Annotated in this window: 15 protein-coding genes; 1 reads left to right on the top strand and 14 read right to left on the bottom strand. The window is 71.7% G+C overall.

Going from position 1 to position 16,059, the window contains the following annotated elements:
- Positions 1-63: 63 nt before the first annotated feature.
- From lepB (ACFYZL_RS22805) to proS, 9 genes are all read right to left on the bottom strand, one after another.
- Entirely contained in the window at positions 64-801 is a 738-nt protein-coding gene (lepB, locus tag ACFYZL_RS22805; RefSeq protein ID WP_388681245.1) for a signal peptidase I, read from the bottom strand.
- A gap of 73 nt (positions 802-874) precedes the next feature.
- Positions 875-1,597 (bottom strand): signal peptidase I, encoded by a 723-nt coding sequence (gene lepB / locus ACFYZL_RS22800; protein ID WP_384745196.1) that lies wholly within the window; start codon positions 1,595-1,597, stop codon positions 875-877.
- A gap of 44 nt (positions 1,598-1,641) precedes the next feature.
- Positions 1,642-1,992 (bottom strand): 50S ribosomal protein L19, encoded by a 351-nt coding sequence (gene rplS, locus ACFYZL_RS22795; protein WP_073911044.1) that lies wholly within the window; start codon positions 1,990-1,992, stop codon positions 1,642-1,644.
- A 133-nt stretch (positions 1,993-2,125) separates the two neighbouring features.
- Entirely contained in the window at positions 2,126-2,947 is an 822-nt protein-coding gene (gene trmD / locus ACFYZL_RS22790; RefSeq protein WP_384745198.1) for a tRNA (guanosine(37)-N1)-methyltransferase TrmD, read from the bottom strand.
- Entirely contained in the window at positions 2,947-3,498 is a 552-nt protein-coding gene (gene rimM, locus ACFYZL_RS22785) for a ribosome maturation factor RimM (RefSeq protein ID WP_388681241.1), read from the bottom strand. The genes trmD and rimM overlap by 1 nt, the downstream gene beginning before the upstream one ends.
- Positions 3,499-3,580: 82 nt before the next feature.
- Positions 3,581-3,820 (bottom strand): RNA-binding protein, encoded by a 240-nt coding sequence (locus ACFYZL_RS22780; protein ID WP_030011889.1) that lies wholly within the window; start codon positions 3,818-3,820, stop codon positions 3,581-3,583.
- Between the two features lie 2 nt (positions 3,821-3,822).
- Complete coding sequence (rpsP, locus tag ACFYZL_RS22775) at positions 3,823-4,260, bottom strand: 30S ribosomal protein S16 (RefSeq protein ID WP_388681238.1); 438 nt, start codon at positions 4,258-4,260, stop codon at positions 3,823-3,825.
- A 408-nt stretch (positions 4,261-4,668) separates the two neighbouring features.
- Positions 4,669-5,265 carry a hypothetical protein gene (locus ACFYZL_RS22770; protein WP_384580084.1) on the bottom strand — a complete coding sequence of 199 codons (597 nt, stop codon included), beginning with the start codon at positions 5,263-5,265 and terminating at the stop codon, positions 4,669-4,671.
- 198 nt (positions 5,266-5,463) lie between these two features.
- Positions 5,464-6,876 carry a proline--tRNA ligase gene (gene proS / locus ACFYZL_RS22765; RefSeq protein ID WP_388681235.1) on the bottom strand — a complete coding sequence of 471 codons (1,413 nt, stop codon included), beginning with the start codon at positions 6,874-6,876 and terminating at the stop codon, positions 5,464-5,466.
- A 131-nt stretch (positions 6,877-7,007) separates the two neighbouring features.
- Between proS and ACFYZL_RS22760 the strand changes: the two genes are divergently transcribed.
- Positions 7,008-7,694 (top strand): methyltransferase type 11, encoded by a 687-nt coding sequence (locus ACFYZL_RS22760; protein WP_385124403.1) that lies wholly within the window; start codon positions 7,008-7,010, stop codon positions 7,692-7,694.
- 10 nt (positions 7,695-7,704) lie between these two features.
- Here the strand turns inward: ACFYZL_RS22760 and ftsH are convergent, their stop codons facing one another.
- The 5 genes from ftsH to ACFYZL_RS22735 form a co-directional block, all read right to left on the bottom strand.
- Positions 7,705-9,642, bottom strand: a complete 1,938-nt coding sequence (ftsH, locus tag ACFYZL_RS22755; protein ID WP_388681231.1) for an ATP-dependent zinc metalloprotease FtsH — start codon at positions 9,640-9,642, stop codon at positions 7,705-7,707.
- Positions 9,643-9,761: 119 nt separating this feature from the next.
- Positions 9,762-11,333: a signal recognition particle protein gene (ffh, locus tag ACFYZL_RS22750; protein WP_384745206.1), complete on the bottom strand. Its 1,572-nt coding sequence runs from the start codon at positions 11,331-11,333 to the stop codon at positions 9,762-9,764.
- 361 nt (positions 11,334-11,694) lie between these two features.
- Positions 11,695-14,121: a [protein-PII] uridylyltransferase gene (locus tag ACFYZL_RS22745; protein WP_388681227.1), complete on the bottom strand. Its 2,427-nt coding sequence runs from the start codon at positions 14,119-14,121 to the stop codon at positions 11,695-11,697.
- Positions 14,122-14,137: 16 nt separating this feature from the next.
- Positions 14,138-14,476 carry a P-II family nitrogen regulator gene (locus tag ACFYZL_RS22740; RefSeq protein ID WP_030708521.1) on the bottom strand — a complete coding sequence of 113 codons (339 nt, stop codon included), beginning with the start codon at positions 14,474-14,476 and terminating at the stop codon, positions 14,138-14,140.
- The gene (locus tag ACFYZL_RS22735) at positions 14,473-15,819 is read right to left on the bottom strand and encodes an ammonium transporter (RefSeq protein WP_384745209.1); all 1,347 of its coding nucleotides are present in this window, start codon (positions 15,817-15,819) and stop codon (positions 14,473-14,475) included. Before ACFYZL_RS22735 ends, ACFYZL_RS22740 begins: the two co-directional genes overlap by 4 nt.
- Positions 15,820-16,059: the final 240 nt, after the last annotated feature.

Below are 16,059 nucleotides of genomic sequence, written 5' to 3'. Positions count from 1 at the left end.
ACACGGGCCCTCCCCTCCCCTAACGAGCGGGAGTTCCCCAAGGATCGGGAGACCCAGGACACACTATGCGAACGGCGCGGCCCGACGGCGCCGACGACGCGTCCCTGCCTCGCGCCTCGCCTGATCGGGGACCATGCGGAAGGTCGCGGGCGTATCGAAGCTCGTCCAGTGCCCGTAGGGCCAGGCGATCACCACGGCCTCCCCCACCACCCCGTCCTCGTCGATCGTGCCCTGGAAGGCCTCGTCGAGGTGGTAGCGGGAGTCCGCCGAGTTCGCGCGGTGGTCGCCCATCACGAAGAGCCGACCCGCCGGCACCTGTACCTCGAACGGGATGTCGGAGGGGGCGTTTCCCGGACTCACGTACGGCTCGTCGAGCGGCCGGCCGTTGACGGTGACCCGGCCCCGGGCGTCGCAACACTTGACGGTGTCCCCGCCGACGCCGATGACCCGCTTGATCAGGTCCTGCTCGTCGGCCGAGGGCAGCAGGCCGATGAAGGTCAGGGTCTGCTTGATCTGCTTGATCCCGATCGGGTCGGGAGCCGGCCGGGCCGCCTCGCCGCGGAGCCACCCGCCCGGGTCCTTGAACACGACGATGTCGCCGCGCTCGACCTTGGAGCCGAACCACGGCGTCAGTTTGTCCACCAGGACCCGGTCGCCGATTTGGATGGTCTGCTCCATCGAGCCCGACGGAATGAAGAAGGCCTGTACGAAGAAGGTCTTCAGGAGCATGGCGATGCAGAGGGCCGCGACCACCAACAGCGGCACCTCGCCGGCCCTGCGCGTGCGGCGGCGCCGCTTCACCCGACGGGCCAACCGTCGCCGTTCGGCCCGACTGCCCGGCTCGGGCGGCGGTTCGTTCCGGGGCCGCCCGCGGCTACCCACGCCCGCCGCCGGTGGAACCCCAGCGCGACACCGGCCAGCCGATCCAGTCGGCCCGGCCGATCACCTTGTCCACCGGCACCATTCCCCCTCCCGGCTCCCCGAGGTGGTCCCGGGAGTCCCGGGACTGGGAGCGGTGATCGCCCATCACCCACAGGGTCCCGAGCGGCACGACGATCCGGAAGGGCACCTTCGAGGGCGCGTCGCCGGGAAAGAGGTACGGCTCCCGGAGCGGCACGCCGTTGACCTCGATCCGGCCGCCGGCGTCGCAGCACACCACGTCGTCGCCGCCGACCCCCACGACCCGCTTCACGAAGTCGGTGTCGGAGGGCTCCGCGAGCCCCAGCGCGGAAGCCGCGCCGTGCAGGAGCTCGCCCACCGGATTGCCTTCGGGGCGTTCCCGTACGAAGGAGCCCGTGCCGTCGAAGACCACGAGGTCACCCCGGCGCGGCTGGTCGCCGAAACGGTACGCCAGCTTGTCGACCAGCACCCGGTCGCCGACCTGGAGCGTCGGCTCCATCGAACGGCTCGGGATCAGGAAGGGCTGGACCACGAAATTGCTGACGAGCAGCAGGAGGACGGTGCAGACCACGCCGAGCACTCCGGCGCGCCGCAAGGTCAGCGGCCGCACGGCACCGGACAACGCAAAACGCGACCGCCCCTCCCCCTTGTCGGGGGAGGAGTGGTCGCGCTGCGTGTGAGGTGCTTCGGTGTCCATCGGGGGCGAGCCTATCCGGCCTGCCCCGGACACCGGAGGGGACCTCAGTTGTCGCGCTTCTCCTTGATCTTCGCGGCCTTGCCGCGGAGCTCACGGAGGTAGTACAGCTTGGCGCGGCGCACGTCACCGCGGGTGACGAGCTCGATCTTCTCGAAGATCGGGGAGTGGACCGGGAAGGTACGCTCCACGCCGACGCTGAAGGAGACCTTGCGAACGGTGAAGGTCTCGGAGACACCGGCGCCCTGGCGACGGATGACTACGCCCTTGAACTGCTGGATACGGGAGCGGTTGCCCTCGATAACGCGCACGTGCACGTTGATCGTGTCACCCGGGCGGAAGGCCGGGACGTCCGAGCGGAGCGCGGCGGCGTTGACGCCATCGAGCAGGTGAGACATGTTCTTCGTCTGCTTTCTTCGCATGACGCCACAGGTCGCCAGTGCGGGTTTCCGTAGAGAATTCGGGAGCCGCGCCACCCGTCGGACGACGATCCCCCTGTGGCAGGGGCGCCCGCGAGCACACAGCAGCCGCCTATTCTTCCACGGCCTCGGGCCTGCGCCAAAATCGACCGTCGGCCGTGGGCCGCCAGCCCAGGATGGACAGGACCTCCCGGTCCTTCTTGTCGAAGGAGGAGGCCTCGCAGCGCTCGATCAGGTCGGGCCGGTTGGCCGCGGTCCGGCGGAACGCCTCGTCCCGGCGCCAGCGGGCGATCTTCCCGTGGTGGCCGCTGAGGAGCACCTCGGGGATGTCGCGTCCGCGCCACACGGGGGGCTTGGTGTAGACGGGCCCCTCCAGCAGGTTCGCCATCTCCCCCGGGGCGAAGGAGTCGTCCCGGTGCGATTCGGCGTTGCCGAGCACTCCGGGCAGCAGCCGGGCCACCGCCTCGGTGACGACGAGCACCGCGGCCTCGCCGCCCGCCAGGACGTAGTCCCCGATGGAGACCTCGTACACCGGCATGCGCGTGGCGTACTCGTCCATGACCCGGCGGTCGATGCCCTCGTAGCGGGCCGGCGTGAAGATCAGCCAGGGCCGCTCGGAGAGCTCGACGGCGAGCTCCTGGGTGAAGGGCCGGCCGCTCGGCGTGGGGACGACCATGACGGGGCCGCGGGCGCCCGCCTCGTAACCGTCGGCGAGCGCCTGGTCCAGGGCCTCGCCCCACGGCTCGGTCTTCATGACCATGCCGGGGCCGCCGCCGTAGGGGGTGTCGTCGACCGTGTTGTGCCGGTCGTAGGTCCAGTCCCGCAGGTCGTGGACGTGCACGTCGAGCCGGCCGCGGGCGCGCGCCTTGCCGACGAGGGAGACGTTCAACGGTTCCAGGTACTCGGGGAAGATCGTGACGACGTCGAGACGCATCAGGCGTCGCCCTCTGCGTCACGGGCGGAGGCGATCTCGGCGCGGTCGTCGATCAGCCCGGGCGGCGGGGTGATGACGCAGCGCTGCTCCTCCAGGTCGATCTCGGCGACGATCTCCTCGACGAAGGGGATCATCACCTCGGTGCCGTCCGGGCGCTCGACGATGAAGAGGTCCTGCGACGGCAGGTGGGAGATCTCGGTGATCCGACCGATCTCGGTGCCGTCCTCGAGCACGACGTCCAGGTCCATGAGCTGGTGGTCGTAGTACTCGTCCTCCTCCTCGGGGAGTTCGGTCGGGTCGACGTCCGCGATCAGCAGGGTGTTGCGCAGCGCCTCGGCGGCGGTGCGGTCATTGACGCCCGCGAAGCGGAGCAGGAGCCGGCCGCTGTGGACCCGGCCCGTCTCGATGGTCAGCGGACCCGCCGCCGCCGGTTCGGTCCGGAGCACGGCGCCGGGCGAGAGCCGCAGCTCCGGCTCGTCCGTCCGCACCTCGACGGTGACCTCACCCTTGATCCCGTGGGCGCGGCCGACCCGCGCGACTACCAGCTCCACCTGAGAAACTCTCCTGTTCGTACGACAACGGGCCGGGGTGGACACGTATGCCCTCCCCGGCCCGTGCCGGTGATTCAACTGCTCAGCGGACCTGGTCCACGTCGACGAGGTCGACGCGGATGCCCCGGCCGCCGATGGCGCCCACGACGGTACGCAGTGCACGTGCGGTGCGGCCGTTGCGACCGATCACCTTCCCGAGGTCGTCGGGGTGGACCCGGACCTCGAGCACCTGCCCGCGGCGCAGGTTGCGCGAGGCGACCTGCACTTCATCGGGGTTGTCCACAATGCCCTTAACGAGGTGCTCAAGAGCCTCCTCGAGCATGATCAGGCCTCGGTCGACTCGGCGGCGGCCTCAGCCTCGTCCGCCTTCTTGTCGGCCTTCTTGGCCTTCTGCGTGATGGCCTCGCCCTTGGCGTCGCCACCCTCGAGGGCCTTGGCGAACTCGTCGAAGGAACGACGCTTGTCTTCCTTCGTCGCCGGCTGGAGCAGCGGCGCGGGGGCGGAGAGGCCCTTGTGGGCCTGCCAGTCACCGGTCAGCTTCAGGATGGCGAGCACGGCCTCGGTGGGCTGGGCGCCGACGGACAGCCAGTACTGCGCACGCTCGGCGTTGACCTCGATGCGCGACGGGTTGTAGGTCGGGTGGTAGATACCGATCTCTTCGATCGCGCGACCGTCCCGACGGGTACGGGCGTCCGCGACGACGATGCGGTAGTGCGGCTGGCGAATCTTGCCGAGGCGCTTGAGCTTGATCTTGACTGCCACTGGAGTGGTGTCTCCTGAACTTGACGTGGTTGGGCACATGAGATGCCACGTGGGGTTGCGGTACTCGGGTGCCCGATGGACGCGTCAGCCGGAGGAGAGAGGGGTCCTATGCGACTGTCGAGTACAGCTAGCCATTGTGCCATACGCCTGCGGCGCGCTCGGCGGCGAGGGGAGATCCACTTCCCGCGGGCAGGCCCGCTCCCGCCCGCGTGCGGGCCGGGCCCGCCGCGCACCCGCCCCCGGCGCGGTGCGCCACCCCGCCGCGCGGGACGCCGCCCGTCGTACGCGGCGGCAGCCCGGCATGCGGGTGGGGGCGGTGGCCGGGCGGTGTCGGTGGCAGCCCCGGTGGGGCGGTGCCCGTCCGGAGGGAGCACTGCCCGCCCGGCCCACGGTCCGCCCCGCAGCGGCTCAGGAGGCGGCCGAGAGGGCCACCTCGGGGATGCGGAAGGGCTTCATGCAGCCGCCGCAGACGATCGGGGCCTGCGCCAGCACCGAGGGGACCACCCGGACGTTGCGCCCGCAGTCGCAGACCGCCTTGACCCGGACGCCGCCGCCGGAGGAGCCGTGGCGGGCCGCCGGACCGCGGAAGCTGCGCTTGGTGTCGGCGGCGGTGGCGGCCGTATGTGCCTTGAGGGCGCGCTGCAGTCGCTCCATCGTCGGGCGGTAGCGCTTCTTCGCCTCGGCGTTGAGCGTGACCAGCGAGAAGCCGCTGCTGGCATGCGGCTCGTCGGAGTGGTCCAGCCCCATTTCCTCGGCGATCGCGAGGAATCTGCGGTTGTGGTAGCGGCCGGCGCGGGAGGTGTCACGGACCCCGCGGGCGGCAGCGATGCCGTGGACTGCCTCGTGCAGCAGTCGCTCGAAGGAGAGTTCGGCGCCGCAGGCGGACGAGGACTCTCCGATCAGGGACTCGGGCGCGGCAAGGTCAGGCAGCTCGGGGTGGTACCGCTGAATGTCGGCCCACGCCTGCGCCAGCTCTGCGGCGAGAACAGGTGGTGTCGTGCTCACGTCGTGACAACGAGCCGGGGTGCCCGGGTGTTCCGATTCCGGGCCATTCCAAATTTTTTGCACGTACCAGTCAGTTCAGTCTGATGCGTCCTGACGAGGACGGGTGCGCCGATGTCAGGAGGAGTCGGTACGTAACGTCGACCGGCAGACGTCAGCCCCGGCGTGCGGCACTCGCCGCGCGCCGGGGCTGAGGAGCCGTCAGTACGAGCGCGCGACGATCGCGAGGGTACCGGGGGCGTCGTCGGCCTGCGGGACCGACCCGTCCTCGGCGATCAGGCAGCGCACGGAGACGGCCTGCTCGGCCAGCTTCGCCTCGCCCTCCGGACCGAGGTCGGCCCACGGGATCCGCGCCCAGCCGCCCGCGATGGCGGCCTCGGCGGCCTCCTCGATGGTCGCGACGTCGGACGTACGGGACTCGCGGCGCTCGCGGGACTCGCGCAGCAGCTGCGCCTGGTCCTCGTCCAGCACCTTGGGCAGCAGGTCGAGCAGCTCCGTGATCTGGACCGGCTCCTTGCCGCCCGGGATGCGGCGGGCCAGCATCGCGGTGCCGTTCTCCATGTCGCGCGGGCCGATCTCGATGCGGACCGGTACGCCCTTGAGCTCCCAGTCGACGGCGCGGCGGCCGAACGGGGTGTCGACGCGGTCGTCGACGTGCACGCGCAAGCCCGCGGCCTTGAGCTGGTCGCCCAGCTCGCGGACCTTCGCCACGGCCTCGTCGCCCTTGATCGCCATGACGACGACCTGGACGTGGGCAAGGCGCGGCGGGACCCGCAGGCCGTTGTCGTCGCCGTGGGACATGATCAGGCCGCCGACCATGCGGGTCGAGACGCCCCACGAGGTCTGCCAGACCAGCTCCTGCTGACCTTCCTTCGACAGGTACTGCGTGTTGAAGGCCTTGGCGAAGTTGGTGCCGAGCTCGTGGCTCGTGCCCATCTGCAGGGCCTTGCCGTCGCCCATCATGCCCTCGAGGGTGAGGGTGTTGATGGCGCCGGCGAAGCGCTCCTTGGCGGTCTTGCGGCCGAGGACCACGTCGATGCCGAGGACGTTCTTCATGAAGTCGCCGTAGACGTCCGTGTGGATCCGGGCGGCGTAGTCGCGGGCGTCCTCGTAGGTGGCGTGGGCGGTGTGGCCCTCCTGCCAGAGGAACTCGCTCGTACGGAGGAACACGCGCGGACGCATCTCCCAGCGGACCACGTTCGCCCACTGGTTGATCAGCAGGGGCAGGTCGCGGTAGCTCTGGACCCACTTGGAGAAGTAGTCGTTGATGATCGTCTCGGAGGTGGGCCGGACGACGACCGGCTCCTCGAGCTCCTTGCCGCCGCCGTGCGTGACGACGGCCAGCTCGGGGGCGAAGCCCTCGACGTGCTCGGCTTCCTTCGTCAGGTACGACTGCGGGATGAACAGCGGGAAGTAGGCGTTCTGGGCGCCCGCTTCCTTGATGCGCGCGTCCATCTCCTGCTGCATCCGCTCCCACAGCCCGTAGCCGTACGGTCGGATGACCATCGTGCCGCGCACCGGGCCGTTGTCGGCCAGCTCGGCCTTGTTGATCAGATCCTGGTACCAGCGGGGGAAATCCTCCGCCTGCGGGGTGAGAACGGGTGCCTTTGCCATGGCGCGAATGGTACGGCGCCGCGCGCGTCGAGCGTGAATCGGGTGACCCGCTCCTCTGGACGCGGGGGCGAATGGGGAGTTCTCTGGCAACGGGGGCAAGGGGGCGAGACGGAATCAGGAGCGCTCTTTCGATGACACCGACGCCGACGGCGACGCTCGTCGCCCGGGACTGGGCGGAGATCCAGGAACGGATGCTGGTACCGCTGTACGAAGCGGTCTACGACCGGCTGGAGGTCGGGCCGGGCGACCGGCTGCTGGGCCTCGACTGCGGGGCCGGTCTGCCCCTGCTGCTGGCGGCCGGGCGGGGTGCCTCGGCCACGGGCGTCGAGGCGGATCCGGCTCGGCGCGCGCTGGCGCGCGAGCGGCTGCTGGAGGTGCTGGCGGCCCCGCCGTCGCAGCCCGCGGCGGACCGCCCCTACGACGCCCTGCTGGCCTTCTCGCCCACCCGGGCGGCCCTGGCCTCGGCGCTGCCCCTGGTGCGGCGCGGCGGGGCCGTGGTGCTGGCCGGTTGGGGTCCCGCGGAGCGCTGCACGGTGCCCTCGGTCCTCGGCCGCGGGCCGGTGCCGCGGGATCTGGACGCGTTGGCGGAGGGGGCCGGGCTGCGGCCCGACGGGTCGGGGCGGGTGTTCTGCCCGTTCGGGTACGCGGACGTGGACAGCGCGGTGCGGGGGCTGGTGTCGACCGGGCTCTACGACGCGGCCGCGGATCCCGCGCTGGCGGAGAAGGAGCTCGCCGAGGCGCTTCACCCGTTCGAGCGGTCCGACGGCGCCGTGTGGCTGCCGAACATCTTCCGGTACGTGATCGCCCGGGTGGCGTAACGGCCGCCCGTCAGTCGGTGGAGTGCGCCTTCGTCAGCCGCGGGATGCCCGCGGCGGCGTAGGCGGCCGCCTCGTCGAGGGTCTCGTTGGCGAGGAGGGCCTCCGCGAGCGCGTCGAGCTTCGGGCGGTGCTCGCGCAGCAGGCGGCAGGCCTCCACGTAGCACTCGTCGACGATCCGGCGCATCTCCTGGTCCACGGCGTCGAGGGTGGCGGGGGCGGCGGTCAGGCCGTACGGGCTCTGCCCGTCGGACGGGATCGCGGTGAGCCGGCCGATCCGCTCGCTCATGCCCCAGCGGCCGACCATGCCGCGCACGATGTTGGTGACCTGCTCCAGGTCGTTCTCGGCGCCCGTGGTGATGACGTCGTAGACGGTCTGCTCGGCGGCCATGCCGCCCAGCGCCCCGATGATGCGGCCGCGCAGGTACTCCTCCGTGTACGCGTACCGGTCGGCGTCGGGGACCGAGAGGGTGACGCCGAGCGCCCTGCCGCGGGGAACGATGGTGATCTTGCGAACGGGGTCGGCGCCCGGCTGGAGCATCCCGAGGAGGGCGTGTCCGCTCTCGTGGTACGCCGTCCGGCGCCGCTCCTCCTCCGGCATGACCAGCGGCCGCTCCGCGCCCAGCTGGACCTTCTCCAGCGCGTCGGACAGGTCGGACTGCGTGACCTGCCGCTGCTGGCGCTTGACGGCGAGCAGCGCCGCCTCGTTGGCCAGGTTGGCCAGCTCCGCGCCGGTCATGCCGGGGGTGGTCGTGGCGACCTGGGCCAGGTCGACCCCGTCGGCGAGGGGGATGTCGCGGGTGTGGATCCGCAGGATGGCCTCGCGCCCGGCCCGGTCCGGCGGGGAGACGACCACGGTGCGGTCGAAGCGGCCGGGGCGGGTCAGGGCCGGGTCCAGCACGTCGGCGCGGTTGGTGGCGGCGAGCACGACGACGCCCTCCGAGCCCGAGAAGCCGTCCATCTCGGTGAGGATCTGGTTCAGGGTCTGCTCGCGTTCGTCGTGGCCGCCCATGGCCGCGCCGCCGCCGCGGATCCGCCCGATGGTGTCGATCTCGTCGATGAAGATGATCGCGGGGGCCACCTTGCGCGCCTCGGTGAACAGCTCCCGCACCCGGGAGGCACCCACGCCGACGATCATCTCGATGAACTCGGAGGCGGAGGCCGAGAAGAACGGCACCCCGGCCTCGCCCGCGACGGCCCGCGCGAGCAGGGTCTTGCCGGTGCCGGGCGGGCCCGCCAGCAGGACCCCGCCGGGCATCCGGGCGCCCATCCTGCGGTAGGCCTGCGGGTTCTTGAGGAAGTCGACGACGTCGTCGAGCTCCCCTTGGACCTCGTCGATGCCGGCCACGTCCTCGAAGGTGGTGCGCGGGGCGCCCTCCTCCAGCTCCACCGGCTTGGGCGGGGCCTTGCGTCCCAGCCCGCCCACGCCTCCCATGCCCGCGCCCATGCGCCGGGCGACGAATACCCACAGGAGGACCAGCAGCAGCATCGGGGCGAGGGAGAGCAGCAGGTTGGAGAGGAAGCTGCGCTGTTCGACGACCGGGCGGGCCGTCACGTTCACGTTCTGCTTGGTGAGGTTGGCCCACAGGTCGTCGTCGGCGAAGGCCGGGCGCTGGGTGACGAACTTGGTGTAGTCGCCCTTGTCCCCGTCGGGCAGGGGCTGCTCGGCCTTCAGCTGGCCCTGGATGGCGTCGCCCTTGGAGTAGATCTTCGAGACGTTGCCGCTCGCGACCTGCTTGCTGAACTCGGTGTACGAGATGGTCGGCTCGTCGCCCTCGTTGAAGAAGGACAGCACCAGGTTGGCGATCAGGTACACGATCAGGGCGACGAGGACGAGCATGCGCCAGCCGCCCGGCAGCTTCTTCTTGGGGGGAGGCGTGGGCGGTGCGCCCTCCGAGCGCCAGGGCGTATCGGCCCGGTCTCGGGGCGGTACGGGGGATGGGCTGGGCACGGAACCCTCCTTCTGCCGTCCCCCCGGCCGACGATAAGGGATAAACCGGACCGTCGCCCCGGCGGGAACGCGGAGGGCCCCGGCCGTGCGAACACGGCCGGGGCCCTCCTGGCGAAGCACTACTTCATGAACTTCTTGAACTCGTCCGGGAGGTCGAAGTCCTGGCTGCCCTGACCGCCGGTGGGAAGGCCGAACGGGTTGGACCCGGCCGCGGGCTCGATCGCCTGCGCGCCCTGCTCGCGGCGGGCCGCCGCCGCGGCCTCCTCTTCCCGGCGCTTCATCGGGTTGCCGCTCTTGCGCTTGCCCTTGGCCTGCTTGACCTGCTTCTTCTGCCGGCCGGGGCCGCCGCCCATCCCGGGGATGCCGGGCATGCCCGGCAGGCCGCCGCCCTGGGCCATGCGGGACATCATCTTGCGGGCGTCGAAGAACCGCTCGACCAGCGACTTGACGGCGCTGACCTCGGTGCCGGAACCCTTGGCGATACGGGCGCGGCGCGAGCCGTTGATGATCGTCGGGTCCTGGCGCTCGGCCGGGGTCATCGACTTGATGATCGCGGCGGTGCGGTCCACGTCGCGCTCGTCGATGTTGTTGATCTGGTCCTTGATCTGCCCCATACCGGGCAGCATGCCGAGCAGCTTGGAGATGGAGCCCATCTTGCGGACCTGCTCCATCTGGGCCAGGAAGTCGTCGAGCGTGAACTCCTTGGGGCCCTTGGCGAGCTTGGCCGCCATCTTCTCGGCCTCGGCCTGCGAGAAGGTCTTCTCGGCCTGCTCGATGAGGGTGAGCATGTCACCCATGTCGAGGATCCGGCCCGCCATGCGGTCCGGGTGGAAGGCGTCGAACTCGTCGAGCTTCTCGCCGTTCGAGGCGAACATGATCTGCTTGCCGGTGACGTGCGCGATGGAGAGCGCGGCACCGCCTCGGGCGTCGCCGTCGAGCTTGGAGAGCACCACGCCGTCGAAGCCGACGCCGTCGCGGAAGGCCTCGGCGGTGTTGACCGCGTCCTGACCGATCATGGCGTCGACGACGAAGAGGATCTCGTCGGGGCTGACGGCGTCGCGGATGTCCGCGGCCTGCTGCATCAGCTCCTGGTCGATGCCGAGGCGGCCGGCGGTGTCGACGATGACGATGTCGTGCTGCTTGGTGCGCGCGTACTCGACGGAGTCCTTGGCCACCTGGACCGGGTCACCGACGCCGTTGCCGGGCTGGGGACCGTAGAACGCCACGCCGGCGCGGTCGGCGACGACCGAGAGCTGGTTGACGGCGTTGGGGCGCTGGAGGTCGCAGGCGACGAGGAGCGGGGTGTGCCCCTGCCCCTTCAGCCAGAGGCCGAGCTTTCCGGCGAGGGTGGTCTTACCGGCACCCTGGAGACCGGCCAGCATGATCACGGTGGGCGCGGTCTTGGCGAAGCGGAGCCGCCGGGTCTCGCCGCCGAGGATCGTGACGAGCTCGTCGTTCACGATCTTCAGGACCTGCTGACCGGGGTTCAGCGCCTTGCTGACCTCTTCGCCGCGGGCCCGTTCCTTGACGTTCGCGATGAAGGAACGGACGACCGGGAGGGCGACGTCGGCCTCGAGGAGGGCGATACGGATTTCCCGGGCCGCGGAGTCGATGTCAGCCTCGGACAGCCGGCCTTTGCCGCGCAGGCCCTTGAAGGTATTCGCCAAGCGGTCGGAGAGCGTATCGAACACGGTGGTCGCGATTCCTCGGGTCGGGGGCGGTGTGGTTGCCCCCCAGGGTATCGGGCCGGGCCGCGTGGTGGACCCGGCGGTGTGCACCTGGGTCCCGCCGGGCCGCCGCCGCTGCGCGGGGCCTTCCCCCACCCCGCCCCTTCCCGAACTGGGGCTCCGCCCAGACCCCGCGCCTCAAACGCCGGCGTGGCTGGATTTTCCAGCCTCGCAAGGAGGCACCTCCCAACGGTGGCTGGGGGAGTTTGAGGCGACGGGCGCGGAGCGCACGTACGGGGTCCGGGGCGGAGCCCCGGGGAACGGTGGAAGGGCGGGTAGGGGACCGCTCCGCGCAGCGGCGCCCCGTGAGCCCCACCCGCACCCGTTACGTCAGGGCCGCCTCCACCAGCCCGGCCAGGGCCGCCGCCTCCTCCGTGTCCAGCGGTTTGCCCTCGGGCGTGGTGACGTACAGGGTGTCCACCGCGTTCGCGCCCAGCGTCGAGACGTGCGCGCTGCGGACCCGGACCCCCCGGGACTCCAGGGCGCGCCCGATCCGGTGCAGCAGCCCCACCGCGTCCGGTGCGCGCACCTCCAGGACGGTGGCCAGCGAGGAGACGTCCGCGACGACGGTGACCCGGGGCGGCGGGGGCACCACCCCGCGCCGCCGCGGGTACGCCGCCTCGCGGTCGGCCAGCTTCGCCGGTACGTCCAGCGAGCCGTCCAGCGCGCGGACCAGGTCGGTCCGCAGCCGGGCCGCCTGCGGCAGCGCGCCGTACTCGGCCGACACCCGCCACCGCAGCACCAGGACCTCGCCCAATCGGTCCGGAAGCTCCGTGGAGCGCAGGTCGGCCGCCCGGACCGTGAGCCGGTGCAGGGCCAGCACCCCGGCGACGGCGGGCAGGACCCCCGGCTGGTCGGGGACGGCCACGACCAGTTCCACGCCGACCACGTCCTCCTCGTGCCGGGCCTGGAGCGCCAGCACCGGCTCCCCCGTGCGCAGGGCCTCCACCGCGAGGCGTTCCTGTTCCGCGGTCGGGATCTCCGGCTCCCCCGCCGTCGGGGCGGTGCCGCGCAGGACGGCGGCGACCCGGGCGACGAGGTCGGCCACGAGGGAGCCGCGCCAGGCGCTCCACGCGGCCGGGCCGGTGGCGAGGGCGTCGGCCTCCGTGAGGGCGTGCAGTATCTCCAGCGTGCCCACCGATCCGACGGCCTCGGCGACCGTGCGGACGGTCGCGGGATCGTCCAGGTCCCGCCGGGTCGCGGTGTCGATCAGCAGCAGGTGGTGGCGTACGAGCGTGCCCAGGACGGCGGTGTCCCGCTCGTCGAAGCCGACCCGGGCGGCGACGTCGCGGGCGATCGTCTCGCCGGCCACCGAGTGGTCCCCGGGCCAGCCCTTGCCGATGTCGTGCAGGAGGGCGGCCATGAGGAGCAGGTCGGGGCGGCCGACCCGGCGGGTGAGGGCCGAGGCGCGCACCGCCGTCTCGATGAGGTGGCGGTCCACCGTCCAGGTGTGGACGGGGTTGCGCTGGGGGCGGCAGCGCACCCGCTCCCAGTCGGGCAGCAGCCTCCCGATCAGGCCTTCCGCTTCCAGTGCCTCCCAGACGGCCACGGTCGGCTCCCCCGCGCCCAGCAGCGTCACCAGCTGCTCGCGGGCCTCGGCGGGCCACGGCACCGGGAGCGGTTTCGCCTGCGCGGCGAGCCTCCGGACGGCGTGCGGCGAGACGGGGAGGCCCGCCTGCGCGGCGGCCGCGGCGAAGCGGAGCGGCAGCACCGGATCGCGGTCGGGGCGCGCGGCGAGTGCCAGTACGGCCTCGCCGTCGGACTCCACGACCCCGTCGGCCAGCGGTGCCCGCGCGGCGGCCGGGGCGCCCTTGCCGCCGAGCAGCCCGCGGAGCCTGGGGCGGGCGGAGCGCGCCCGCAGCACCCGGCCGACCTCGCGCCAGGTCACGTCCCCCGCGTACGAGACCACGCGCGCGGCCTCGTACACCTCGCGCAGCAGCGCGTCGGCGTCGAGCAGCCCGAGTTGGGCTGCCACCTGGTCCTGTTCCTGGAGGGAGAGCCGGTCGGTGGCGCGGCCCGTGACGAGGTGGAGGGCGTCGCGGGCGTCGAGGAGCCTGCGGCGGGCCTGGGCGAGCCCTTCGCGCGGGGCGTCGGCCAGCCAGGAGGCGGCGACGGCCCGCAGCGCGGTGATGTCGCGCAGGCCGCCGCGGGCCTCCTTGAGGTCGGGTTCGAGGAGGAAGCGCAGCTCGCCCGAGCGTTCGGCGCGCTCTCGGCACAGGGAGTGGAGTTGCGGGAGCCGCTTGGCGGCCTGGTTGCGCCAGTCGGCCAGGACGGAGGTGCGCAGTCCGGCGAGGAGCCCGGCGTCGCCCGCGACGGAGCGGGCGTCGAGCAGTCCGAGGTGCACCTTGAGGTCCTCGGCTGCGGTCTTGCGGGCCTCGGCGGGGGTCCGTACGGAGTGGTCGAGGGCGAGGCCGAGGTCCCACACGGGGTACCAGAGCCGGTCGGCGAGGGCTCCCAGTGCCCGCGGTTCGGTCTTGCCGTCGTGCAGCAGCACCAGGTCGAGGTCGCTGCGCGGGGAGAGTTCGGCCCTGCCGTAGCCGCCGACGGCCACGAGGGCGGCGCCGCGGACGCCCGTCTCCCGTGCGGCGGTCGTGAACAGGGCGGTCAGCCATTCGTCGGTCAGCCCGGCCAGCGTGGAACGCCGCGAAGGCCCGGACCGCGACTCCTCCTGGAGGAGTCGCAGCCGGGCCGCGGCATATCCGCCGGCTCCCGAGTCGGCCGTGTGGTCCGTGGGTTCTTCGACGCTCGTCACCCGGGAGCTCCTTCGCCTACAGCGCGTCCGCGCCGCGCTCGCCGGTGCGGACCCGTACGACCGAGTCCACGGGGACGCTCCACACCTTGCCGTCGCCGATCTTGCCGGTGGCGGCCGCGCTCACGATGACCCGGATCAGCTCCTCGGCGTCGGAGTCGTCGACCAGCACCTCGATGCGGATCTTGGGCACGAGGTCGACCTGGTACTCGGCGCCGCGGTAGACCTCGGTGTGGCCGCGCTGGCGGCCGTAGCCGCTGGCCTCGGTGACGGTGAGGCCCTGGACCCCGAAGGTCTGGAGGGCTTCCTTGATCTCGTCCAGCTTGTGCGGCTTGACGATCGCGGTGATCAGCTTCATGCGTCAACCTTCTTGCTCGCGGCGGAGTGGGTGGGGGCGGCGGGGGTGTTGCGCGAGGCCGCACCGCCGCCCGCGCCGCTGAAGTCGTAGGCGGTCTCGGCGTGTTCGATCTGGTCGATGCCGACGACCTCGTCGTCCTCGGTGACCCGCATTCCGATGGTCTTGTCGAGGAGGAAGGCGAGCAGCGCGGACGCCACCAGAGAGTAGGCGAGGACGGAGAAGACTCCGATGGCCTGCTTCCCGAGCTGTTCGAGGCCGCCGCCGTAGAAGAGGCCGGCCGCGTCGGACTGGACCCCGCCGGTGGCGAAGAAGCCGACGAGGAGCGAGCCGACGACACCGCCGACGAGGTGGACGCCGACCACGTCGAGGGAGTCGTCGTAGCCGAACTTGTACTTCAGGCCGACGGCCATGGCGCAGAGCAGACCGGCGATGGCGCCGATGGCGATCGCGCCGAGCGGGGAGCAGGAGCCGCCCGAGGGGGTGATGGCGACGAGGCCGGCGACCGCGCCGGAGGCGGCGCCGAGGGTGGTGAAGGAGCCGTGGCGCAGCTTCTCGTAGCCGAGCCAGGCGAGCATGGCGGCGGCGGTGGCGACCTGGGTGTTGACGAACATGACCGCGCCCACGCCGTCGTCGTTGCCGAGCCAGGAGCCGGCGTTGAAGCCGAACCAGCCGAACCAGAGCAGACCGGCGCCGAGCATCACGAGCGGGAGGCTGTGGGGGCGCATCGGGTCCTTCTTGAAGCCGACGCGCTTGCCGATGACGAGGATCACGCCGAGGGCGGCGGCACCGGCGTTGATGTGGACGGCGGTGCCGCCCGCGAAGTCGATGACGCCGAGCTCGAAGAGCCAGCCGCCGGCGCCCCACACCCAGTGGGCGACGGGGAAGTACACGACGGTGACCCACAGGGCCGTGAACAGGACCCAGGCGCTGAACTTCACCCGGTCGGCGAGGGCGCCGCTGATCAGGGCGGGGGTGATCACGGCGAACATCAGCTGGAAGACGGCGAAGACGTAGACCGGGATGGTGTAGCCGTCCCACAGCTCGGTGATCCCGATGCCGCTGAGGCCGACGTAGTCGGAGTTCCAGCCGATGAGGGAGCCGGAGTCGGTGCCGAAGGCGAGGCTGAAGCCGTAGAGGACCCAGAGGATCGTGACGATCCCGAGGCTGATGAAGCTCATCATCAGCATGTTGAGGCTGCTCTTGACGCGGACCATGCCTCCGTAGAAGAAGGCGAGTCCCGGGGTCATCAGCATGACCAGGGCGGAGCAGATGAGCATGAACCCGGTGTTCGCGGCAGACAGCGTGGGGGCGTCTGCCGCGAGGGTCGTGATGGCTGATGCCATCGGCGTCTCCTCGTCGTCGGTACGTTCGCGTGCGGGCGATCGTGAAAACCTGAGCGGCGGCGTTGGGAACTGGCCGGTTATTGGCCATGAGATTCGCGCAGGCCGGTTTCCGGCGGCGCCGCCCGATGTTTCGCGCCCGTGACGAAGACGTCCGTGCTGTTACGCAGCGATGAACACCGCGACCTTCGATTGAGGGACCACGACGGCGAGGTACCGCCTCCACGAGAGCGGCGCCGGTTC

The sequence above is a fragment of the Streptomyces sp. NPDC001717 genome (assembly GCF_042892775.1).
GTDB lineage: Bacteria > Actinomycetota > Actinomycetes > Streptomycetales > Streptomycetaceae > Streptomyces.
This window is presented reverse-complemented; position numbering and strand designations above follow the sequence as displayed.